The sequence below is a fragment of the Geodermatophilus sp. SYSU D00663 genome (assembly GCF_054050655.1).
This window is the reverse complement of the sequence record NZ_JBJGZT010000029.1, coordinates 29159-50915: the sequence shown is the minus strand read 5'-3', so window position 1 is coordinate 50915 and position 21757 is coordinate 29159. Positions and strand designations below refer to the sequence as shown.

At 76.2% G+C, this 21757-nt stretch carries 23 protein-coding genes and 4 tRNA genes; 15 read left to right on the top strand and 12 right to left on the bottom strand.

What is annotated here, in order from left to right; genetic code table 11:
• Positions 1-89: 89 nt before the first annotated feature.
• Positions 90-1067, top strand: coding sequence for a phosphotriesterase family protein (locus tag ACI79Z_RS19530; protein WP_456903555.1), 978 nt, complete (start codon positions 90-92; stop codon positions 1065-1067).
• Between the two features lies 1 nt (position 1068).
• Positions 1069-2577 (top strand): class I adenylate-forming enzyme family protein, encoded by a 1509-nt coding sequence (locus ACI79Z_RS19525; protein ID WP_456903543.1) that lies wholly within the window; start codon positions 1069-1071, stop codon positions 2575-2577.
• A 63-nt stretch (positions 2578-2640) separates the two neighbouring features.
• Here the strand turns inward: ACI79Z_RS19525 and ACI79Z_RS19520 are convergent, their stop codons facing one another.
• On the bottom strand, positions 2641-2856 hold the full coding sequence (locus tag ACI79Z_RS19520; RefSeq protein ID WP_387988266.1) for a hypothetical protein: 216 nt from the start codon (positions 2854-2856) through the stop codon (positions 2641-2643).
• A 132-nt stretch (positions 2857-2988) separates the two neighbouring features.
• On the opposite strand from ACI79Z_RS19520, the gene ACI79Z_RS19515 reads away from it, so the two are divergent.
• Complete coding sequence (locus tag ACI79Z_RS19515; protein WP_456903542.1) at positions 2989-3672, top strand: phosphodiesterase; 684 nt, start codon at positions 2989-2991, stop codon at positions 3670-3672.
• Positions 3673-3820: 148 nt separating this feature from the next.
• On the top strand, positions 3821-4819 hold the full coding sequence (locus ACI79Z_RS19510) for a hypothetical protein (RefSeq protein WP_456903554.1): 999 nt from the start codon (positions 3821-3823) through the stop codon (positions 4817-4819).
• Here ACI79Z_RS19510 and ACI79Z_RS19505 read toward each other — a convergent pair.
• The 4 genes from ACI79Z_RS19505 to ACI79Z_RS19490 form a co-directional block, all read right to left on the bottom strand.
• The gene (locus ACI79Z_RS19505) at positions 4780-4971 is read right to left on the bottom strand and encodes a hypothetical protein (RefSeq protein ID WP_456903541.1); all 192 of its coding nucleotides are present in this window, start codon (positions 4969-4971) and stop codon (positions 4780-4782) included. The two genes, ACI79Z_RS19510 and ACI79Z_RS19505, sit on opposite strands and share 40 nt — an antisense overlap.
• A gap of 327 nt (positions 4972-5298) precedes the next feature.
• Positions 5299-5372: transfer RNA gene (locus ACI79Z_RS19500), tRNA-Phe, on the bottom strand.
• A 26-nt stretch (positions 5373-5398) separates the two neighbouring features.
• Positions 5399-5472: transfer RNA gene (locus ACI79Z_RS19495), tRNA-Asp, on the bottom strand.
• Positions 5473-5496: 24 nt separating this feature from the next.
• Positions 5497-5569, bottom strand: a tRNA-Glu gene (locus ACI79Z_RS19490).
• 115 nt (positions 5570-5684) lie between these two features.
• Here ACI79Z_RS19490 and ACI79Z_RS19485 point away from each other — a divergent pair.
• The gene (locus ACI79Z_RS19485; RefSeq protein WP_456903540.1) at positions 5685-6320 is read left to right on the top strand and encodes an AMIN-like domain-containing (lipo)protein; all 636 of its coding nucleotides are present in this window, start codon (positions 5685-5687) and stop codon (positions 6318-6320) included.
• Between the two features lie 4 nt (positions 6321-6324).
• Here the strand turns inward: ACI79Z_RS19485 and ACI79Z_RS19480 are convergent, their stop codons facing one another.
• The 4 genes from ACI79Z_RS19480 to ACI79Z_RS19465 all read right to left on the bottom strand — a co-directional run bounded on the left by ACI79Z_RS19480 (position 6325) and on the right by ACI79Z_RS19465 (position 9486).
• Positions 6325-6648 carry a hypothetical protein gene (locus tag ACI79Z_RS19480; RefSeq protein WP_387988271.1) on the bottom strand — a complete coding sequence of 108 codons (324 nt, stop codon included), beginning with the start codon at positions 6646-6648 and terminating at the stop codon, positions 6325-6327.
• A gap of 23 nt (positions 6649-6671) precedes the next feature.
• Positions 6672-8189, bottom strand: a complete 1518-nt coding sequence (locus tag ACI79Z_RS19475; RefSeq protein WP_456903539.1) for a metallophosphoesterase family protein — start codon at positions 8187-8189, stop codon at positions 6672-6674.
• Positions 8190-8285: 96 nt separating this feature from the next.
• Positions 8286-8888 carry an NAD(P)H:quinone oxidoreductase gene (gene wrbA / locus ACI79Z_RS19470; protein ID WP_387988273.1) on the bottom strand — a complete coding sequence of 201 codons (603 nt, stop codon included), beginning with the start codon at positions 8886-8888 and terminating at the stop codon, positions 8286-8288.
• A gap of 118 nt (positions 8889-9006) precedes the next feature.
• A complete protein-coding gene (locus ACI79Z_RS19465) occupies positions 9007-9486 on the bottom strand; it encodes a GtrA family protein (protein ID WP_387988274.1) in 480 nt (159 codons plus the stop codon).
• Between the two features lie 183 nt (positions 9487-9669).
• Here ACI79Z_RS19465 and ACI79Z_RS19460 point away from each other — a divergent pair, with 183 nt between their 5' ends.
• The 4 genes from ACI79Z_RS19460 to ACI79Z_RS19445 all read left to right on the top strand — a co-directional run bounded on the left by ACI79Z_RS19460 (position 9670) and on the right by ACI79Z_RS19445 (position 12178).
• Complete coding sequence (locus ACI79Z_RS19460; protein ID WP_387988275.1) at positions 9670-10095, top strand: VanZ family protein; 426 nt, start codon at positions 9670-9672, stop codon at positions 10093-10095.
• Positions 10096-10105: 10 nt separating this feature from the next.
• On the top strand, positions 10106-10987 hold the full coding sequence (locus ACI79Z_RS19455; protein WP_387988276.1) for a Rieske 2Fe-2S domain-containing protein: 882 nt from the start codon (positions 10106-10108) through the stop codon (positions 10985-10987).
• A 22-nt stretch (positions 10988-11009) separates the two neighbouring features.
• On the top strand, positions 11010-11867 hold the full coding sequence (locus tag ACI79Z_RS19450) for a hypothetical protein (RefSeq protein ID WP_456903538.1): 858 nt from the start codon (positions 11010-11012) through the stop codon (positions 11865-11867).
• Positions 11868-12046: 179 nt separating this feature from the next.
• Entirely contained in the window at positions 12047-12178 is a 132-nt protein-coding gene (locus ACI79Z_RS19445) for a hypothetical protein (RefSeq protein ID WP_387988278.1), read from the top strand.
• Positions 12179-12671: 493 nt separating this feature from the next.
• On the opposite strand, the gene ACI79Z_RS19440 is transcribed toward ACI79Z_RS19445, so the two are convergent.
• Entirely contained in the window at positions 12672-13025 is a 354-nt protein-coding gene (locus ACI79Z_RS19440) for a phage holin family protein (protein WP_387988279.1), read from the bottom strand.
• A 76-nt stretch (positions 13026-13101) separates the two neighbouring features.
• Positions 13102-13470: a gas vesicle protein GvpJ gene (gene gvpJ, locus ACI79Z_RS19435; protein ID WP_387988280.1), complete on the bottom strand. Its 369-nt coding sequence runs from the start codon at positions 13468-13470 to the stop codon at positions 13102-13104.
• 461 nt (positions 13471-13931) lie between these two features.
• On the opposite strand from gvpJ, the gene ACI79Z_RS19430 reads away from it, so the two are divergent.
• From ACI79Z_RS19430 to ACI79Z_RS19420, 3 genes are all read left to right on the top strand, one after another.
• Positions 13932-14004, top strand: a tRNA-Lys gene (locus ACI79Z_RS19430).
• Positions 14005-14056: 52 nt separating this feature from the next.
• Positions 14057-14716: a dihydrofolate reductase family protein gene (locus ACI79Z_RS19425; protein ID WP_456903537.1), complete on the top strand. Its 660-nt coding sequence runs from the start codon at positions 14057-14059 to the stop codon at positions 14714-14716.
• Complete coding sequence (locus ACI79Z_RS19420; RefSeq protein ID WP_456903536.1) at positions 14713-15126, top strand: VOC family protein; 414 nt, start codon at positions 14713-14715, stop codon at positions 15124-15126. Before ACI79Z_RS19425 ends, ACI79Z_RS19420 begins: the two co-directional genes overlap by 4 nt.
• A 174-nt stretch (positions 15127-15300) precedes the next feature.
• Here the strand turns inward: ACI79Z_RS19420 and ACI79Z_RS19415 are convergent, their stop codons facing one another.
• Positions 15301-16365 carry a DUF2332 domain-containing protein gene (locus ACI79Z_RS19415; protein ID WP_456903535.1) on the bottom strand — a complete coding sequence of 355 codons (1065 nt, stop codon included), beginning with the start codon at positions 16363-16365 and terminating at the stop codon, positions 15301-15303.
• 268 nt (positions 16366-16633) lie between these two features.
• Between ACI79Z_RS19415 and ACI79Z_RS19410 the strand changes: the two genes are divergently transcribed.
• From ACI79Z_RS19410 to ACI79Z_RS19400, 3 genes are read left to right on the top strand one after another with little or no spacing between them, the layout of a single operon-like run.
• Positions 16634-20050, top strand: a complete 3417-nt coding sequence (locus ACI79Z_RS19410; RefSeq protein WP_456903534.1) for an ATP-binding protein — start codon at positions 16634-16636, stop codon at positions 20048-20050.
• Positions 20050-20562 (top strand): hypothetical protein, encoded by a 513-nt coding sequence (locus tag ACI79Z_RS19405; protein ID WP_387988285.1) that lies wholly within the window; start codon positions 20050-20052, stop codon positions 20560-20562. Before ACI79Z_RS19410 ends, ACI79Z_RS19405 begins: the two co-directional genes overlap by 1 nt.
• A complete protein-coding gene (locus tag ACI79Z_RS19400) occupies positions 20559-21755 on the top strand; it encodes a hypothetical protein (protein ID WP_456903533.1) in 1197 nt (398 codons plus the stop codon). Before ACI79Z_RS19405 ends, ACI79Z_RS19400 begins: the two co-directional genes overlap by 4 nt.
• Positions 21756-21757: the final 2 nt, after the last annotated feature.

Here is a 21757-nt window from a genome sequence, read left to right as displayed (position 1 = left end):
AGTGCGACGCAGGTCACGTCCCCGCTAGCGTGCCGGTGCCCGGACGGCGTCGTCCGGGCACCGGCCCAGAGGAGGACCCGTTGCCCCAGGTGCAGACCGTTCGCGGCCCCGTCGACACCGCCGAACTCGGCCCGACCCTCATGCACGAGCACGTGTTCGTGCTCAACGCCGACGTCCAGCAGAACTACCCCGGCGAGTGGGGCAGCGAGGACGACCGGGTCGCCGACGCGGTGCAGAAGCTGACGAGGCTGGCCGCGACCGGCGTGCGCACCATCGTCGACCCCACCGTCATCGGCCTCGACCGCTACATCCCGCGCATCCAGCGGATCGCCGAGCAGGTCGACCTCAACATCGTCGTCGCGACCGGCTGCTACACCTACGACGACGTGCCGTTCTTCTTCCACTACCGCGGCCCGGCGCTCAACGAGGCCGTCGGCGCCGAGGTGCCCGACCCGATGGTCGACATGTTCGTCGGCGACATCACCGACGGCATCGCCGGCACCGGCGTCCGGGCGGCGTTCCTCAAGTGCGCCATCGACCACCAGGGCCTGACCCCGGGCGTGGAGCGGGTCATGCGCGCCGTCGCCAAGGCCCACCGCGCCACCGGCGCCCCGATCACCGTGCACACCCACCCGGGCAGCCACACCGGGCTCGACGTCCAGAAGGTGCTCGACGACGAGGGCGTCGACCCCGGCCGCGTCGTGCTCGGGCACAGCGGGGACACCACCGACGTCGACCACCTGTCCGAGCTCGCCGACGCGGGCTTCGTCCTCGGCATGGACCGGTTCGGCATCAACCTGGACACGACCTTCGAGGCCCGCGCCGACACGCTGGTCGAGATGTGCCGCCGCGGCTACGCCGACCGGATGGTGCTCTCGCAGGACGCCTCCTGCTACATCGACTGGCTGGCCCCCGGCGTCATGGACCTCCTGCCGCAGTGGCACTACACGCACATCCACGACGACGTCCTCCCCTACGTGCGCGAGCGCGGCGTCACCGAGGAGCAGATCACCACGATGCTGGTGGACGTCCCGCGCCGGTACTTCGAGAACACCGGGACCTACTGAGATGGCGCTGCACCCCTTCGACGAGGCAGGGGTCGAGCGCGACGCGGCCGGCGTCAAGCACTACACCGACCTGCCGGGGTCCGTCGTCGCGATGCTGCGGGCCTCGGTCGAGCGCGACCCGGACGGCGAGGCGGTCGTGGAGGTCGACGGCCCCCGGCTGACCTTCCGGCAGCTGTGGGACGGCGCGGCGCGGGTCGCCGGCGGGCTGCGCGAGGCCGGCGTCGGCCGCGGCGACCGGGTGGCGATCCGGCTGGGCAACGGCGCCGACTGGGTGCTGGGCTTCCTCGGCACGCTGATGGCCGGCGGGGTGGCCGTACCGGTGAACACCCGGTTCACCGAGCCCGAGGCGCAGTACGTCGTCGACGACAGCGGCGCGCGGGTGGTGCTGGCGCCGGGGGAGCCGCTGCCCGACGGCGCGCCGTACGTGGAGGAGGGGCTGACCCGGTCCGACCTCGCGGCGATCTTCTACACCTCGGGGACGACCGGCTTCCCCAAGGGCGCGATGACCAGCCACGAGAACTTCCTGACCAACACGGAGAACGCGCGCCGGGTGGTCGGGCTGGGCCGGCACGACCCGACGCTGCGGAACCTGATCAGCGTGCCGCTGTTCCACGTCACCGGCTGCAACAGCCAGCTGCTGCCGGCGCTGGAGGGCGGCGCGGCGGCGGTGGTCATGCCGGCGTTCGAGGTCGGCCGGTTCCTGCGGGTCATCCCCGAGGAGCGGATCGCGGTCGTCACCTCGGTGCCCGCGGTGTTCTGGCTGGCGGTCAACCAGCCCGCCTTCGCCGACACCGACGTGAGCGGCGTCCGGTTCGCCACCTACGGCGGGGCGCCGATCGCGCCGGAGCTGGTGGCGCGGATCAAGGAGGCGTTCCCGGCGGCGCGGGTGGGGAACGGGTTCGGGTTGTCGGAGACGTCGTCGATCTCGACGTTCCTGCCGCACGAGTACGCCGGCACGCACGCCGACTCGGTGGGCTTCCCCGCCCCGGTGGTCGACCTGCAGGTGGCCGACCCCGACCCGGAGACCGGTGTCGGGGAGCTGCTCATCCGCGGCGCCAACGTCGTCCAGGGCTACTGGAACAAGCCGGAGGCGACCGCGCAGGCGTTCACCGACGGCTGGCTGCACTCCGGGGACCTGGCGCGCATCGACGACGACGGGTTCACCTACGTCGTCGACCGCGCCAAGGACATGATCAACCGCGGCGGCGAGAACGTGTACTGCGTCGAGGTGGAGAACGCGCTGGCGGCCGCGCCGGGGGTCTTCGAGGTCGCCGTCGTCGGGGTGCCCGACCCGGTGATGGGGGAGAAGGTCGGCGCCGTCGTCGTGCCGGTGCCCGGCACCGAGCTCGACCTCGAGGCGTTCCTGGCGCACGCCCGTGCCCACCTGGCCGACTTCAAGGTGCCGCAGTTCGTGTCCGTGCGGTCGGCCGTGCTGCCCCGCAACCCCGGCGGCAAGGTGCTCAAGCCGGTGCTGCGCGCCGAGTCGGAGTGGGCGCCGGTGCGGCGCTGAGCCGGCGGGTCGTCCCGGCGGCGCGCCGTCCGCAGCCGCCGGGACGCCGGACCTGGGGCCCGGTCAGCGGACCGGGCGGATCTCCGACGTCGTGGTCGTGGTCAGCGGCGACCAGGCGTCGGGGTGCGGGCGGCCGGCGTCGGCCACCCACCCGGCGGAGCGCTCGCCGGGCCGCGGAGCGGTGCGGGGAGCGGGCCGGGAGCTCAGGGCGACGATCAGGGCGAGCAGCAGGAGCAGTCCGGCGAGGACCCCGCCGGTGACCAGGAGCGTCGTGAGCACTGACTGACCGTATGCGGCGGACTGCTCCGTGTCACAGGCAAGGAACGACGGACATCCCGCCCGGTCACCGGCAGGTCCTGCCGGTTGACGAGCGACACGTGCACGGCCCGGGAGCGCGGGTAGGGCAGCGGCGTGCTCGACCTCGCGAGGCTGGCCGGACGACTGGCCGCGGTGCCGCTGGGCGCCCTGGCGCGCCGGCGCCGCGGCAAGCCGATGCACCCCCGCGGCGCCGTCGTCGCGGCCGTGCTCGAGCGGACCGGCGTCCCCGGCTCCTGGGGCGTCCCGTGGCTGGAGGGACCGGCGCGCGAGGACGCCGTCGTGCGGCTGTCCCGCGGGGCGGGCCTGCCCGCCCCGCTGCCCGACGTCCTGGGCCTCGCGGTCCGGCTGCCCGACGGCGGCCGGCCCGTGGACCTGCTGCTGTCGAGCACCGGCTCCGGCCGCTGGACGCGGCTCCTGCCGGTGCCCCGGGTCGACGCCGCGACCACCTACTCGTCGATCATGGGATACCGCTCGGCCGCCGGGACGCTCCGGCTGGCGGCGGTCCCGGACCGGCCGGAGGAGCTGCCGTCGGACCCGGCGCCGGTCGCCGCCGCGGCCGCCGGGACGGCGTTCCGCCTGGTGGTCGCCCGCGGGGCGGGGGAGTGGGTGCCGTTCGGCCGGCTGACCCTCGGGGACCCGGTCGAGGGCCTCGACCCCGACCTGCGCTTCGACGCCGTCCGCAACCCGCCACCGGGCCTGGTCGCCGACGGCCCGATGGCCCGGTTCCGGGCGCCGGCCTACGCCGCCGCGCGGGAGGGCCGCAGCGGCGCCGGCTGAACCCCCATCGGGTGACGCAGGCCACTCGGTGAGCCTCCACACGGTTGTGCGGCACCATCCTGGGGTACCGGAACTCCCCGGAGTTCATCGAGGAGCACCGCCCCTGCCGTCGCAGTGCTCGACCGCAGGAGGAGTGGCCGCCCGAGTGATGCACGCACTACCGACGTCCGCGCGGACCCGCGTCGCGACGGTGCCGCACGCCGATCCCTACGTCGACGCCGTGCTGCCCGCCTCCGCGGTGCGGGTGGGGCCCGCCCACGACCCGAGCCCGTGGCTGGACCCGGCGTACCTCACCGCGCACGCGGCCCTGGTCGACGTCGTGCACCTGCACACCGGCCGCGGGCACCTGCACGAGGACGAGGTGGTCAGCTGGACCGAGGCGCTGCGCCGCACCGGGGTGCCGCTGGTCGTCACCGTGCACCAGCTGCGCGACCCCGCCCGGCCCGCCCGGCACGACGCCCACCTCGCCGCGCTGCTGGCCACCGCGGAGGTCGTCTTCACGCTGACCCCCGGCGCCGCCGACGAGATCGCCGAGCGCTTCGGGCGGACGGCGATCGTCGTCGCCCACCCCTCGGTCGCCGCGGCCGACCCGGACACCGGCGCCGAGCGCGGCCTGGTCGGGCTGGCGCTCGGCATCCCGAGGGCCGCGGTCACCGACCCGGTCGCGATGGTGCGGGCCGCGCTGTCGGGCGCGGTCTCCGGCGGCGGGCGGCTGCGGGTGTTCCTCGAGCCCGGGCGGTCACTCGCCCTCGACCCGGACCTGGCCCGCGCCGAGGGGCTCGAGGTGGTCGCCCGGGACCCGGCGCGGTGGGCCGCGCAGCTGCAGGAGCTGCACGTGGCGGTGCTGCCGCAGCGCTGCGGCACGCACTCGCGGGACCTGGAGGTGTGCCGCGACGTCGGCACGCGGGTGGTGGCGCCCCGCTGCGGGTGGTTCGCCGAGCAGTGGTCCGACGTCGTCGGCTACGGCGACGACGAGGGGTGCGGCTTCGACCCGGTGTCGCTCGGCGTGGCGGTCGGCGCGGCGCTGGCCCGGCCGATGCCGCGCCCGGCCGACCGCGCCTGGCGGGCGGAGCAGCGCGCCGCGGTGCAGGCCGTCCACGAGCAGGTCTACGACCAGGTGGTGGCCGACCGCGTCGTCGGCGTCTGAGCCGGTCGGAGCAGGTCGACCACCCACAGGCCGGGCAGCACCTCGTGCTCGGCCACCTCGGCGAACCCGGCCCGGGCGTAGAGCCGGCGGGCCGGGGTGTTGTCGCGGCCGGTGGAGACGGTGACCGGGCGCCGCCCGGCCCGCTCCAGCACGGCGGCGACCAGGGCCAGCCCGGTGCCGCGGCGCGTGCGCGGGGTCGACGACGAGCCGGTCGACGTCGACGCCGTCGCCGGTGTCCCGCCAGCCGAGGGCGCCGAGGACGGTCGCGCCGTCTAAGGCGACCAGCCAGGACAGGCCCGCGGCCCGCAGGCCGGTCAGGTCCTCGTGCAGGGCGGGGATCCGGTCGTCGCCGATCAGCCGCGCCTCGACGGCGTAGGCGGCGTGCTGGACCTCGAGCAGGCGGGCGGCGAGGCCGGCGTCCCGGGCCGGGTCGCGCGACTCGACGACCACCGGGCTCCCGGGGGGAGAGGAGGAGTGTGTGGGCAGGGGCGGGGTCGAACCGCCGACCTCTCGCTTTTCAGGCGAGCGCTCGTACCGACTGAGCTACCTGCCCCTCCCGGTGACGCTGCACCGGGGAAGCGACCCTGACGGGACTCGAACCCGCGACCTCCGCCGTGACAGGGCGGCGCGCTAACCAACTGCGCTACAGGGCCTTGCTGGTACTGCTGGTGGTGCCGTGCCCCCAACGGGGTTCGAACCCGTGCTACCGCCTTGAAAGGGCGGCGTCCTGGACCGCTAGACGATGGGGGCTCGTGTTCGCCGGGGGCAGGGAGAACGATACACGGCCCCCGGAGGGCCCCCGACACCACCCCTCGGCCAGGCGTGGCGGGCCCGTCCGGGGCCGGCCGGCTGTCACGATCCGCGGGTGTCCCGCCGCGCCCTCACCCCCGCCCTGCTCACCGCGGCGCTCCTGCTGACCGGCTGCGGCGCGGAGGAGCGGCCGGCGGCGGCCGCGCCCTCGACCGCTCCGTCGTCCGCCACGACGTCGTCGGCCGGCGGGTCGGCCTCGCCGACCGGGGGCGACACCGGCGGGGACACCGGTACCGCCGCGCCGTCGCCCCCCGCCGACACGCGGCCCGACACCGCCGAGGCCTCCGCCGACGCGTCGGTGACCGTGCGCGACGTGCGCACCGGCCGCCACGACGGCTTCGACCGCGTGGTGTTCGAGGCCGGCGGCACGGGGACGCCGGGCTGGGACGTCCGCTACGTCGACGTGGCGAGCTCGCAGGGCAGCGGCGAGGAGGTCGACGTGGCCGGCGAGGCGGTCCTGCAGGTGACGATCACCGGCGCCGGCTACCCCTACGACACCGGCGTCGAGGAGTACGCGGGCCCCGACCCGCTGCCGGGCCAGGGCACCGCCACGGTCACCGAGGTGGTCTTCGACGCGACCTTCGAGGGGACGACGGTCGCCTTCGTCGGCACCCGCTCGCAGGCGCCGTTCCGGGTCTACGGGCTCGAGGACCCGACCCGGGTGGTGGTCGAGGTCGCCGACGCCGGCTGAGGCCTCAGCCGAGGCTGGCGGTGAGCTCCACCGAGTCGCCGGAGACGCTGGTGCACTCCAGGGACAGGCTCCCGGCGTTCACGGACTCGCCCTCCCCGCAGGACACGCTGGCCCCGGCGACGCTGATCGACGCCCGCCCGTCCTGCACGCTCCCGAGCGTCACCGTCGTCCCGAGGACCTCGACCTCGCTGCCCTCCCCGTCCAGCGTGATCGTGCAGGTCGACCCGGAGCAGGAGAAACCGTTCGAGGTGAACGAGCAGCCGGCGACGGGGACCAGGGCCAGGGCCCCGGCGAGGACGCCGGCGGCCAGGCGGGGAGTCGGAGCCATGGCGCGAGCGTAGGACGGGCGGCTCAGTCCGTCGGGGAGGACGGCGTCCCGCCGCCGGTGCCGTCCTGCGTGCCGTCGGCGGGCACGTCGGCGGGGACGTCGGCGGGGACGTCGTCGGCGGTCCGCTCCGGGACGACGGTGCGCACGATCGTCGCCTCGGTCTCGCCCAGGCCGCCGAGGGTGATGTCGTCGTAGGCGACCAGCGCGCCGGTGTCCGGGTCGAGGTAGAGGACCGTGCAGGTCAGCGGCTCGGGGTACTCGCCCTGCAGGCCGCGCAGGCCGGCACCGCCGGTCGACCCCTGCACCATGAGCAGCGTCCCGCCGTCGAGGGTCTCGACCTCCCGCTCGTGGGTGTGCCCGGCCAGGACCAGCGGGACGACGCCGTCCAGCGGCCCGGCCTGCTCCGGGTCATGCACCATCGCGATCGCCGGCGTCTCCGCCTGCTCCTCGGCGACCTCCGCGAGGTCCTCGCCGGTCTGCTCCAGCGTCTCGCCGTCGCCGGTGGCGTCCTTGTCGGGGGTGAACCGGGGGTCCCGGGCGCCGACCACGGTCAGGCCGGCGACCTCCGTCGCGGAGTCGTCGAGGACGGTGGCGTTGGGCTGGGAGGCGACCAGCGCGGCGGTGGTCGCGGAGTCGTGGTTGCCGCGGACGTACACGTAGGGGACGCCGAGCGCGCCGATGGAGCCGATCAGCCGGTTCTCCGGCTCGCTGCCCCAGTCGGTGATGTCGCCGGTGTCGAGGACGGCGTCGACGTCGAACTGGTCGGCCACCTGCGCCACCAGGTCGAAGCCCGCCGGGTTGAGGTGGACGTCCGAGACGTGCAGCAGGGCCACGGTGTCGGTGGGCCCGCCCGGCGCCGGCAGGGCCGACAGCGCGGAGTACAGCGTGCCGACGTTGGTGACCAGCTCCTCGAGCGACTCCCGGTAGGCACTGAACCGGGCGACGATGTCCTCGGCGCTGCCGATCAGGCTGGTCGCGTTGACCAGCAGGCCGGTGTAGGTGGGCTGGGACAGCGCCTCGGGCCGCCAGGTCGCCGCACCCAGTCCGGCGGTGCCCGCGAGCAGGACCACCGAGACGCCCGCGGCCACCAGCGGCTCGCGCCAGCGGCGGTAGAGGAGCAGGGAGGCGACGGCGGCGCCGCCCACCCCGGCGGCGGCCGTCGTCCAGGCCAGCCGGACGACGGCGTCCTGCAGGTCGGCGCTCACCTGGTCGACCACGCCGTCGAGCCGGGCCGGGTCGCTCACCAGCGCCTGGATGCGCGTCTCGTCGACACGGCGCAGCTGGACGTCGAGCCCGAGCGGGCCGTCGTAGGCGTCGACCTCCAGCGTCCCGAGCGGCGGCACCTCCACGGTCGCGCCGCCGCCGGTGGGGGTCAGGGCGAGGCCGGCGTCGAACGGGCCGATGGGCGCCTCGACGCGGCCGAGCAGCAGGATGCCGAGCAGCGCGCCGGCAGCCGCGACGGCGAGCCGGACCGCCCAGCGCCCGGCGACCCGCGCCGGACGCCTCCAGCGCCCGGGCACCCGCGTCGTCGGCCCGCTCATCCCGCCGAGGTTAGTTCCGGGCGGGCACCCCTGCCGGGGACGGCGACGGCCGGCCGGGAGGGGTCCCGGCCGGCCGTCGCGGCGTGTCCGTGCAGGTCAGGCCACCAGCTTCGCGGTCACCTCGGCCAGCCGGCGGCCCTGGTAGCGGGCCGCGGCGATCTCGGCGTCGGAGGCGGTGGCCGACTTGCCGCCCGAGGCGTTCGAGACGCCGTAGGGGTTGCCGCCGGCCTCGAACAGCAGCGGGTCGGTGTAGCCGGGCGGCACGATGACCGCGCCGAAGTGCGAGAAGACGTTGAAGAACGTGAGGATCGTCGACTCGTTGCCGCCGTGGACGTTCTGCGCGCTGGTGAACGCGGTGGCGCCCTTGTCAGCGAGCTTGCCGGTGAACCACAGGCCGCCGAGCTGGTCGATGAACTGCTTCATCTGCGAGGCGGGCGTGCCGAAGCGGGTGGGGCTGCCCAGCGCGTAGCCGTCGGCCCACTCCAGGTCGGCCGGCGTGGCCTCCTGGACCTCGCTCGCGGTGGCGTCGACGTGCGCCCGCCACAGCGGGTTGCTGTCGATGGCCTCCTCGGGGGCCAGTTCCGGGACCCGGCGCAGGCGCACCTCGGCGCCGGCCTCCTCGGCACCCTCGGCCAGGGCGGCGGCCAGCTGGTGCACGTTCCCGGTGGACGAGTAGTAGATGACGGCGATCTTCGCCACGGTTCCCTCGGCTCTCGTGTCGCGTACGCGGTCTCGTGGTTGCGTGTTCAACCACTACCGGGCTGTGTGCTCGCGACACGCACGCGCCAAACACGCGGCGGGCGACCGGGCCGGGGGATCAGGCGGGCTGCGGGCGGAAGACCCAGCGCAGGGCGAGGAAGCGCAGCGTCCCGATGGTCGCGGTGACCAGGGCGATGACCGCCAGCTCCGCGACGACGGGGGGCTCGGGGACCGTGGCGTTGAACCAGCTCAGCGCCAGGCTGGTTGCCACCATGCCGGCGATCGCCAGCGCGCCGCCCTCCCACTGCGCGGCGAACCAGCCGACCCGCTCGCCGGCGCGGAAGGTCAGCCGCCGGTGCATCTCGTTGGCGAGCATCGACGACAGCGCCGAGCCGACGACGTTCGCCTGCACGCCGCCCAGGTCGCGCAGCAGCCAGAACAGCAGCGCGTAGACGGCGCTGGAGAACCCACCGACCATCACGAACCGCGCGAACTGGCCCAGCGCCCGGTCGGAGCGCACCAGGGTGTTCAGGCTCGCGGCCAGGTCGGCGACGACGTCGACGACCGCGGGGCGGTGCAGCAGCGACGGGCAGGTCACGGGCACACCTCCTGGCTGCTCACGGCGTCGTCGGGGATCACTGTCCAGGATCCTCCTGACACTTACCTGGGGGCGAGCGAGTTGCTCCGCGCGGGTCGCTGTGTCGGGTGTGCGTCCCCTCACTCCGGGTCATCGCAGCTTGCTCCCAGGGGCCTGCCAGGGACCTGCGTCACGGTCGGGGCCATGAGGTCGCTGCTGTCCGCCGCCCTCGCCGTGGCGCTGACCGTCGTCGCCGCGCTCACGCTGCTGCCCACCGGCGACGCGGGCTGGGCCTGGGGCTCGCCCGCCGTCGAGGCGCGCTGGTACCTCGCCGGCCTGGACTCGCCCGCCACCGTGCGGCAGCTGCTGGGCAACCTGCTGCTGCTGACGGCGGTCGCCGCGGTGGCCGTCCTCCGCTTCCCGGTCCTGCGCCGGCCGGCCGTCCTCGCGGGCGCGGCCGTCGCGACGGGCGCGGCGATCGAGGTGCTGCAGTGGCTGCTGCCGCTCGGCCGCGTCGTCTCGCCGCTGGACGCGCTGCTCAACGCGACCGGTGCGGTCGCCGCGGGACTCCTCGTGACCGTGCTGGTCAGCCCCCTGGCCGGTGGCGTCAGGGTGGCCCGGCGGGGGTAGGGACCCGCGCATGAGCCTGATGGGGATCCTCGACCGCCTCGCCGACGTGAGCACCTTCGACCGGACCATCGAGTCGGCCCGCAAGGCGGTCCAGGCGGTCCTGCGGCCGGGAGTGCTCAAGGACGCGCTGCACGGCACCTGGCTCGGCCACCCGCTGCACCCCGTGCTCGTGCAGGTCCCCGTCGGGAGCTGGACCTCGGCCGGCCTGCTCGACGCCGTCCCGCCGCTGCGGCCGGCGGCCACCGTCCTGATCGCCACCGGGGTCGTGGTCTCGGTGCCTGCGGCGATGTCCGGTGCGGCCGACTGGTCGGAGCAGGAGGTCGGCGTCCGCCGGCTGGGCGCGCTGCACGCGGTCTCCAACGTGGCCGCGCTGAGCCTCTACGTGGGCTCCCTGGTCGCCCGGGCCAGGGGCCGCGGAACGCTCGGCCGGGTGCTCGCCTACGCCGGGCTGGGCATCGCCACCGGGTCCGCGGCGATCGGCGGGCACATGTCCTACGCCCAGTCCTCGGGCGCCTCGCACGCGGCGACGGCGGCCCGCGCGCTGACCTCCGACTGGATCGACCTCGGCCCGCTCGACGACCTGCCGGAGGGCCGGCCCGCGCTGCGCACCGCGGGCGGCAGCGGGGTCGCCGCGCCGCTGGCCGCCGTCCGCCGGGGTGCGCGGGTCGACGTCTTCGTGGGCGCCTGCTCGCACCTGGCCGGGCCGCTGTACGAGGGCACCGTCGAGGAGGTGCGCGGGCACACCTGCCTGGTCTGCCCGTGGCACGACTCGGCGTTCGACCTGGAGAACGGGGAGCCGCGGCGCGGGCCGGCGGCGAACCCCCAGGAGAAGCTCGAGGTGCGGATGGAGGCCGGCCGGGTGATGGCGCGGCTGCCCTCCCGCCACCAGTAGCCCGCCGCCCTACGCTCGCCGCGTGCGGCGGACGGCGGCGGGGCTCGTCGTGCTGCTGTGCGCCGCGTGCGGCTCCGCCGGGCCGTCGGCCGCCGAGCCGGCCCCGCCGGTGTCGCCGTCGTCCGCGCCCGCTCCCGGTCCGGCCGTGCCGCCGGTGCCCGGGATCGAGGCCGAGGCGGTGGAGCTGCGCACCGACGCGGCGGTCGGCGGCCAGGTGCAGGTGCGGGTCACCGACACCGGCACCGAGCCGTTCACCGTCACCGCCGTCGCGATCGACTCGCCCGGCTTCGTGCCGCTGCCGGACCGGGCGCTCACCGCCGCCTACGCGCCCGGCCGCACCATCGACCTGCCCACGCCCTACGGCGAGGTGGTGTGCGACCGGGCCGCTGAGCCCGCCGCGGCGCGGCTGACCGTCGTCCGGCCCGACGGGCGCACCGAGACCCTGCGCGTGCCGCTGGCCGCCGAGACGCTCGGCCGCATCCACGAGGAGCGCTGTGCCGTCCGCGCCGTCCTCGCCGTCGCGGGGGTGACCGTCACTGGGCTCGCGTCGGACGGCGACGCCGTCACCGGGTCGCTCGTGCTGACCCGGTCCGGCGACGACGACCGCCCGGTGACCGTGACCCGGTTGGAGGGCAACGTGCTCTACGACGTCGCCGCGGACGACCTGCCGCGGACCCTGGGGGCGGGGGACCCCACGCTGGAGATCCCGGTCGAGTTCACGATGGCGCGCTGCGACCCGCACGCGCTGGCGGAGGTCAAGCAGCCCCACCTGTTCCTGCTGGGGCTGCAGGTGGGGGACGACGACGAGGTGCCGGCGGACCTGCCGCTGGACCAGGCGCAGCGGGACGTCCTCTCCGGGCTGGTCGCCACCGCCTGCTGACGGGCCCGGAGAAGGGACCGGCCCGGCTGTCCCGGGGGGAACGGGACGGCCGGGCCGGAGCGGTCGCGCGCGGTCGTGACCGGCGCGCTGGGATGACCGTAGGTAGTGGCCCCCGGTGCCACGATCCCCCGATCGGGTGCACGCCCCCGACCGGGTGGCGCTCCCGTGGTGACGCACGGTTGCCGACGGCGCACGGTGGGCACCTCGACCGGGTGTTCCTCTTCTTCTCCAACCGCCTGGGCTGCCTGGGATCCCTGCTCGTGTCGGCGGTGCTGACCCTGGTCGTGCTGCTGGTGCTCGACGTGCTGTGACCGACGCCGAGGTCCTGGGGGTACTGGCGGCCGCTGCGGAGGCGGACCGGGCTCGACTCCGGGCCGCCGTCGCGGCGGTGGAGGAGGCCGACGGAGTCCTCGTGGAGTGGCGTGGGGGCGGCCGGGTGGTGACCGCCGGCCGGTGACGGGGCGTGCACCGGGGGACAGCGCCCCGCTGCGCAGCGCCGTGGGGCCGAGCGGGACCGGCGTGTCCGGGACGGGTGGTCCGGGCGGCAGCCACAGGATCGGCGCCCTCGGAACCCCAGGCGTGCACGGACGTGCGCCGACGAGATCGGAGGGCACCGATGCAGGACCAGACTCCCCGACGAGCCCAACCCGACCAGCGGCGCCGTCCCGGCCTGCGCGAGATCCCCGCCGTCCGGAGAGGTGAGGAGGACGAGCGCAGGGCCCCGGCACGGGCCGCGCGCGCCGACGCCTGAACCGTGACGACGCGGCGCGCCGGCCGGACCCGCCGGTCGCGCCGCGTCCCCGGTCAGGTCCCGGGGCGAGGGGCAGCGCCCGGAGACGCCCAGGGCATCCGCGCGCGGCCGGCGCGCGCCAGGGCGGAGGCGCCCGCGCCGAGCGCCGCGGTGACCAGTGCCGCCGACACCGTCGGCGGCAGCCGGCGGTCCAGCAGCCGGATCAGCAGCGCCGTCGCGCCGCCGGCCGCCATCGAGCCGAGCACGGCCGAGCCGCCGAGCAGGCGCACCCCCTCCCGCGAGTCGCGGTACGGGCGCGTGACCTCGTCCCGCACCCGCTCGACCTCGCGGTGCACCGCCGCGCCGATCTCCTCGGTCAGCGGCTGCAGCAGGTCACGGCCGGGAAGTCCCGGGATCTGCGACGTCATGGCACCCTCCCCGGTCCCGACGGTCGCGGTGCCTGCATTGTCGGCCCGGCCGGGCCCGCCGTGGGGCGGGAGCGTCCTACCGCTCGCGCTCCTCGTTCCCGCGGCCGGTGATCTTCTCGACGAAGTTCTCGATCTTCTCCGCGGGACCGCTCAGCTTCTTCTTCACGACCATCTTGGCGCCGCCCTCGAGGGTGTCCTCGAAGAGCCCGGGCAGGCCCCTGGGCTCGCTGCCGGGGTACAGGTCGAGCCGGTTCACCGCCTCCGCGAACCGCAGGTAGGTGTCCACGCTGGCGATGACGACCCGCGCGTCGACGGTCACCAGCTCGATGCCCAGCAGCGCCACGCGCGCGTACGCGTCGAGCACGATGCCCTTGTCCAGCACCACGTCGAGGACGTCGGCCAGGCCGCTGGGCCGGGGCGCGCGGTTGACGGTCGACACGGTCATGAGCTCCCCCAGGTCTGCGGTTGCCTCCCACGATGGACCGCCGCCCGCCGGTCCGCAGAGGATGTCGCCCCGGTCGCGCCGAGCGTCGTCGGACGATCGCGCTCGGTCACGGGATCGCGGACCGGCGGGGCGGGCCGCCGGCGGCCGGCCCCGGCGCTCCCGGCCGGGGCACCATGCGGGTGCCGCACCCGCCCGCGGCCCCGCGCGGGCCGGCAGCGGACGGAAGAGGGTGCCGCCATGCCGCAGGGAACCCGACGCCGGGCCCAGCCACCCCAGCGACGTCTGAGCTCGACGCGGCAGGCGCCGCAGAGGGCGTCGAAGCCGCAGACGACGGCGGACACGGGCCGGAAGCAGTCCTTCGGCAGCCAGCTGTGGAAGGGCTTCCTGGAAGGCCTGCGGAGCCGACGCTGACCTCCAGGGGCCGGTGACCGCCCGCTCCGTCTGGGAGACTCGGCGGCGCCGGGCCTCTAGCTCAACTGGCAGAGCAGCGGACTTTTAATCCGCGGGTTGTGGGTTCGATCCCCACGGGGCCCACCGTGCTGACCGGGCCGGCTGCGCGACGCGGCGGCGTGGGGCGGGATCCCCGATGAGTTCTGCGCCCGTCGTGCGTCAGGACCACATGAGCACCGGGACCCAGGCGATCCGGCTGGACATGACCGTGTCCCTCGACGGGCTCGTCGTCGGGCCGGAGGACGGTCCCGAGGAGCCGATGGGCCTCGGCGGGTTCCGTCTGTTCAACTGGCTGGACCACCGCCTCGACCCGGGTCCGAACGGTCAGGTGGTCGCCGAGGCGACCGCGACCCGGGCCGTCATCTCGGGCCGCCGCACCTACGAGCACGCGAACCGCTGGAACGGCGACCACCACGACGGCGTCCCGGTCTTCGTGCTCACCCGCCACGTGCCGGAGGAGCCTCCGCCGGGCAGCGTGCAGTACGTGACCGACGTCCGTGCCTGCGCCGCACGGGCCCGTGCCGCCGCCGGCGACGCCGACGTGCTGGTGCCGGGCGCCGGGGCCGCCCAGGCGCTGCTCCGGGCCGGCGAGCTCGACGAGATGGAACTGCACGTCGTCCCCGTCCTCCTCGGACGGGGACGACGGCTGTTCGACCACCTGCCCGCCGAGCGGACCGAGCTCGAGCTGGTCCGTGAGTCGAACGCCGCGGACACCGACCCCGAGCACCGGGTCCTGCACCTGCGCCACCGCGTACGGCGGCCGCCGGCCGGTCACGACGCGGGAGCGGGACGGTGAGGACCCTGCACGTCGGCCTGTGGGTCGCCGATCCCGAGCGGGCGGTCGCCTTCTACACGGCCGTGGGCTACGAGGTGGTCGGACGGGTCCCGGAGACGCCGATCGGCCAGCTGACGATGCTCAAGCTGCCGGGCGACGACGTCGTCAGCGTCGAGCTGGTCTTCGACCCCCGCGAGACCGGGAGGGCCCGAGGCACCGGCCTCAGCCACCTCGTCGTCTCGGTGGAGTCGATGGACGCCACGGCCGCCGACCTCAGGGCGAAGGGCATCGAGGTCGCGGACCCCGGGTCGCCCGACGGCTCCGCGGACTTCCGGACCACCGTGATCACGGACCCCGACGGCAACCGGATCGAGCTGGTCCAGTGGCCCCCCGGCCACCCCGACGGTCTGACCGCGGCCGACTGGTCGTGACCGCCCAGGTGTCGTGCTCCTCCCGGCGGCCGGCAGGTCCCCACGGTCCCGGCCCGCTGCGGTCCTCCGCCGACGCCGGTCCGGAGCCCGTGTCCGAGCTGCGGCTGCCGGCGGACGCGTCCGGGCACCTGCAGGTGGCGCTCACCGCCCGCCGACCGGGCTGACTGCGCGGGGTCAGGAGCCCGCCAGCCAGGCCAGGATGCGGCCCCGCGACCAGCACCGGCCGACGGCCTCGACGTGCACGGTCGAGCCGTCGAACACCGCCACGCCCAGGACACTGTGGCCCGAGGCGCGGCGGTCGCCGAAGGTCGGGACGGCGGGCGCGACGCCGACCCCCTCCGCGGACACCCACGCCACCGTCCGGCCGGCCGCCGCCTCGCCGAGGCGCTGCAGGAAGCGCAGCCGGGCATCGAGGGGGAGGCGCGACAGCGCCCACGTCGTCGTGACGACGGGCAGCGCGTCCGCGGGCACCCGGGCGAGGGCGTCGGGCAGCACCTCGACGGCGTCGCCGCGCAGCAGCAGGGGAGGAGCCGTCGCCGCCAGCGCGATCTCCGCCTCGAGCAGCGCTGTCCGCTCCGGCCGGTCCGGTGGCAGGCAGGCGCGCAGCCACCGGGCGTCGTCGGGGTCGGTCACGTCCACCGGGTCGCGGTCGACGCCGATCCGGGCGACGACCTCGGGTACCGCCCGCGCCGGGACGGGCCGGTCCCCCACGACGCGGCACGCCGTCCGCAGCGGGGACGACGGGTCGCCCAGCGTCCGCCCGTCGCCGTAGGCGACCCCGACGCGGTCGACGGACAGGTCGAACCCGGCGCCGCAGTCCACGTCGACGAGCCCGACCGCGGCCGCGCCCACCCGGTGCGCCGCCTCGGCGACCAGCGGGTACAGCACGGCGCCGTGTCCGGTCTCGTCGGCGCGCACCGGCCGGCGTGCGGCGACGTCCGCGACCGCGTCGGTCACCCGCAGCAGCGTGTCGACCGCCGCGCCGGCGGCGGCGTCGGCGTCCCCGGCGGCGTAGGCCGCGGCGAGCGCGGGGGCGCGCCCGGCGAGGGCGAGGTCGTGCAGCGCGGCGAGGACGACGGCGGGGCTCCGCCTGCGCGCCGGCAGGGCCGCGACGGCGCGCAGGGCCTCGTCGGACCCGCTCAGCGCGAGGGCGACCCGCTCGTACAGCGGCGACGTCCCGGCGGCGTCGACCTCGGCGAAGCGCCGGTACGCCTGGGCGAGCGTGCGGGCCCCGGCCACGGTCAGGCGCCTCCCGCGGTCGTCCCCGGCACCCGGCGACCCTAGCCACCCTGACCACGGCCCTCGCCTCCTGCGGCGGGACCCACCGGGCGGAAGGCACCCCTTGGCGGGAGATCCGGTTCCTCAAGTCGGTCCTCCGTTCGGCCGATGTCCCCGGTGCGCGGCACGAGGCCGCGCGAGCGAGGCATCGGACGGACTACTCGTGACGACCCAGACAGCCGCCCCGGCGGTGGACCAGCCCGCGCGGGCGGGGCACGGAGACGGCCGCGTGGCGGACGCGGACCGGCCCGAGGACGTGGCGCTGCAGGCGGAGGCGGAGGCCGCCGCCGGAGCGCTGACGGCGGACGGCGCCAAGGAGCTCCTGCGCGCCCTCGACCGGATGACCAGGCAGGCCGAGCCGGGCGACTGCCGGGCTGCCGCCCAGCGCGTGGTCGACGCGGCCCGCTCCGCGGGCGTCGGCGGCCGCGGCATCCTGGTGCTGCAGGCCAACCTGCTCGCCCGCCTCGGGGACGCCGAGGGCGCGGCCGACCTGGTCGTCACCGCGCACGCCGAGTACCCCGACGGCTTCAAGGACACCCACCCGGTCCTGGCGTGGAAGCTCCTCCGCCGGCACAGTTCCCGGGCCGCGGCCGCCTACGTCGACCGGCTGCAGGCCGCCGGTGTCCCCATCGCGCACGAGCTCGACCCCTCGGCCCTCCTCGAGCGCCTGCAGGACGCCCGCAACGCCACCGACCTCGACGCGGCCATCGACGGCCTCGAGCGGGCTGGTGGCTTCCCCGACGTCGTCGCCGCGGGCCGCGCCCTCGGCATCCTGCGCACCGCCCACGGACGACGACCCGAGCACGTGCTGCGCCTGGTGGACCTGGCGATCGCGTCCTCGGCCGTGACGCCGCGGGTCGTCAACGACGCGCTGATCGTGCTCTCCGAGCTCGGGGCCGCGGACGAGAGCCGCACCGTGCTGGCGAGGGCGGAGGCGGCGGGAGTGCCGCTGGTCGCCGACCACCGGCTGCTGTTCGTCACCGCGCTCGCCAACGCCATGCGCTTCGACGACGCGCTCGCGGCCTACCAGGCGTACCTCGACGACGGCTTCCCCGCCAACGCCCGTGCCCGAAGGGTGCACGTGGCCGCCCTGGCGCTGACCGACCGGACGGCCGAGCTCTCCGCCGCGCTTCTCGACTGGGCCCGCGCGGTCCGCGCCGGGGAGGTCACCGACCCACCGGCCAACGTGCTCGCCACTGCGCTGACCGCACTCGCCCGCGACGACATCACGCTCCTGCTCGAGGTGTTCCGGGGCGGCGCGGGGGCGTTCACCTTCAACGGCACCCACCGCCGGATCCTCGCAGGCCACGCGCAGCGGACCCTGTCCGTGCCGACGTACGCGGAGGCGCTCGCCGCCGCGGCCGACGCCGGGGTGCCACCGACCGCGCACGAGCTGGACGCGCTGGTGGAGATGGCCGTCGGCGGCGATCCGGAGGAGGTCGTCGAGGCGCTGCGGCAGGTGGTGCGGGCCTCCGGGGACGCGCTGCCCCGGCTCGCCCTCCCGCTGGTCCGGGCCCACATCGCCACCGGGGACCTCGTCGCCGCGGAGACCACGGCGGGGGAGTGCCCCGCGCCCGCGATCGTCGAGGCGCTGGTCGCCGCCCACCTGGACGCCGGGGACCTGGACGGCGCCCTCCGTGGCTGCGAGCTGTTCGAGCACGGTGCCGGGACCGAGCCCGCGGAGACGGCGCACCCACGGATGCCGTACCCGCCGGCCCTCGTGACCCGCGTCGTCCGAGGGCTGGCCGTCCGGCGCGGCACGGATGCCGCCGAGCGGTGGCTGCGGCGCCACTCCCCGGCCACCTGGCCGGTGGAGGCGTGGGAGGCGCTGGCCCGGGCCCACCGGCGCGACAAGGGCAACTCCCGGGCCATCGAGCAGCTCATGGGGGAGATGCGGGAGGTCGGCGGCGGGTGCAGCGGCGGCGTCTGGGCCGAGTGGCTGTACGCCGTCCCACGGCACAAGCGCGCCGCGCGGCTGGTGTACGCGCGGGCCGCCATGCGCGCCGACAAGGTCGTCCCCACGCCGTCCTTCCACACCGCTGCGATCGTCGGGGCGCTGCAGCCGGACAAGGTGCCGGCCGACCGGGTCGGGACGGACGCGGAGGCCGCGGCCTGGGAGAACGCGCAGCGGGCCATGGGCGCGGGCGAGCGGCTGCTGGTCAAGGCGGTCGAGAGCCTGACCCCGCGAGCCGGGGCGCGCGCAGCGCAGGACGGCTGGTTCACCGCGGCGCAGCTGCTGGAGATCGCCCGGGCGTACCCGCTGGCCCGGCGGCCCTACGCCCAGCTCGACAGCGTGGTCGAGGTGCGCGTGGCGGCCGAGACCGAGCCCGACGAGCAGTTCGCGGCGTTCCTCGGCGCGGTCGCCGCGGCCCACGCCCGTGCCCTCCTGCCGGAGGGGGTCAAGCGGCTGCGCACCGCGGCCGTCAAGCGCGGCCTCGGCCGGCCCCCGGAGCTGACGGCCGCGCTGTTCGACGCGCTGGCCGGCCAGCCCGAGTCCGTGCCGGAGGCCGCGGCCGCCGAGGCCGCCCGCGGCGCGCTCGCGGCCCCGGTCGTCGCCGAGGCGGCCGGACGGGCGCTGGCCGAGACCGGCTCGGTCGAGGCCGTGCTGGGGGTCCTCGACGGCACGGACGACGCCGCGCTGGACGAGGAGCCCGCGGAGGCGCTGCTCAGCGCCGCCACCCTCGCGCTCGCGGAGGCCGGCCAGTCCGAGTCGGCGCAGGAGCTGGGCCGGGCGGCGGAGAGCCGTGGCCTGTCGCTGTCCCCCGCCGCGCAGGCGAGCCTGCTCACCACGCAGCGCCCGGAGGCGCCGGCCGCGGCCGAGCAGGGTCCGGTGTGGACGACGGCGCAGCTCGCCGCCTACAACTCCCTGCTCGAGCACGAGCTGGCCAACCACCTGCGCGGCAGCCGGGCCAGCACGGAGCTCCTGCGGGCGGTCACGCGGAACCTGCGCCGGCGACTGCCCGACGAGGTCGCCACGGACTTCGAGCGGGACCTCGCCGCGCTCGACGACGTCGTGGCCTCCCTGCGGCGGTCGCAGAACCTGCAGCAGCGGAGCATCGCGAAGATCGCAGCCGCCGCCGACCTCGAGCGGCGTTCCGCAGGCGCCGTCCCGGTGCTCGCGACCGTGGAGTCGGTGGTCGAGCAGCTGGAGTCCGAGGCCGTCGCCGCGCACACCGAGATCCGGCTGCTGGACCGCGAGGGGTGTGGCGGCATGGCCGTGCGCGGCCACGCGACGCTGCTCCAGTTCGCGCTGCACAACCTCGTGTCCAACGCGATCAAGGCCCACACCCGCCGCAAGGGCGACGAGCGGCGCGTCGTCGAGATCCTCGCGACCTTCGGCGAGTCCGCCCGCGAGGACCTCGCCGTGGCCCCGTACGGCTGGGTGGTGCTCTCGGTGCGGGACCACGGGGACGGCGTCCCCGAGGACCTGCCCGACAACGTGGCCAACTGGTCCATCCCCGGGCAGCCCGGCCAGGGCGCCGGGATCGGGCTCCGGGTCACCGAGAACATGGTCCGCCAGTCCGGCGGCCAGCTGTGGATCGACACGTCCGTCGCCGAGGGGAGCCGTTTCTGCTTCCGCCTGCCCTCCGCGGCGCGCCGCAACGCCAGAGCCGCCCACCGCGGCGCCCGAGTGGAGGAGATGTGATGAGCGCAGGCCTGCCCGTCGTCGTCGTCGACGACAAGCACGAGCTGCTGGACCCGTTGCGGCAGCTGCTGGAGTACGAGGGCTGGACGGTGGACACGTACGACGACATCGATGCGGCCGCGCGGGCGCTCCTCGAGCGCACGGAGCCCTTCGTGCTCGTCGTCGACCACGACTTCGACCGGCCGGACGGCCGCACCGGGTTCGACCTGACGGAGCTGCTCCGCTCGGCGCACCCCTGGGGGCCGGCACTGCCGATCTGTTACTACAGCGGCCGGATCGACGGTGGTGACTTCCTGGCGGCCCAGCGCGGGCGGCAGCTCGTCTCGCCCAGCTCGTACACCCACAAGAACGACGACGTGGACATCGTCGACGTCGTGCGGCAGGCCGAGCAGGCCTTCCTGGACTTCCGCGACCTCTTCGAGCAGCAGGCGCTGCGCCGGGCGCTGCTCGGCGCCGACGAGGACCTCGAGGCCGGCGCCGACGACGACGTGCTGGTCGGGGAGGAGCGGTGACCGCCGCGCTGCTCACCTCGTCACCCTCGAGCCGCAAGGCCGTCGTCGACACCTGCGCGGTGCTGGAGGGCCGGCGCTGGCACGGGCACTTCCGCGAGCGGGTCGCCGCGTGGCTGGGCGAGGACGGCACCGTCGTCCTGCCGGGGCGGGTGGTCGCCGAGATGGCGCGCGTGGCCGCCACCCGGTTCCTGCAGGGGGACGAGTCGGCGTACAAGACGCAGCAGCGGGCCGCACTGGCGCTGACCGACCCCGGTCAGCTGTTCGGGATCCCGCGCGCCCGCCGGGCGATGCTCACCCGCGCCGACGTCGTCCGGCTCTGCCAGGACAGCGGCGACCCGGAGCTGATGCAGGCCGCCGCCGGGTCGACGCGGTGCGTGCCCGGGGACGCCGACTTCGAGATCGCGCACGTCGTCCGGGTCCTGACCGCCGCGGCGCACGAGGCCGTCCTCGTGACCCGCGACCACGACCTGCAGCAGGCCGCCGGCCGGCTCGGGCTCGCGCTGCTCGACGGCCCACCGGAGCAGCCGCGGCCCCACGAGCCCACCGACCGGGTCGGGCGGGACCTGCCCGAGCCGGCGGCCGGGCGCACCGTCCACCTCCTGTCCCTGCAGGGCGCCGTCACGCTGCTCCAGGGCCGGCTGCCGCGGGCGGGCGCTCCCGACGACGTCCTCGTCGTGCTGTCGTCCACCCTGGTCCGCGCCGCGCAGCTCGCCGCCTTCGGCGTCCGCCGGGGCGAGGACGGCAAGCCCGACGCGGCCGAGCTCGCGGAGGTGCAGGAGCGGCTGCGGCGGCTGCTGACCACGGGCCGCCCCGACGGCGGTCAGCGCCGTGCCTTCGTCTGGGCGACCCCCTGGCGGGTCTACCGGCGGGCGGCCACGCGCGTCACCGAGGCCCGCTTCGCCTGCGACCGCTCCGGCAGCCGGCCGCTGGACATGCACACGCTCCTGCTGCTGGCCGCGGCCGAGGAGCTGGGGGACGGCGGCCACGAGGTGCGCGTGCTGACCAGCAGCTGGGAGCCCGCGGAGGAGGACCACCTGCTCGCCGCGGCCCGGGCCTGGCGTCTCGAGGGCGGGCTGAAGCGCATGCCGGTCGCGGGGCACCACCGGCGCGGCACCCGCGAGGTCACCGAGGTGCACCTCCCCGGGGACGAGCCCGACCTGGGCGCCCTGCTCGACCGGTTCCGCCGCCGCTGACG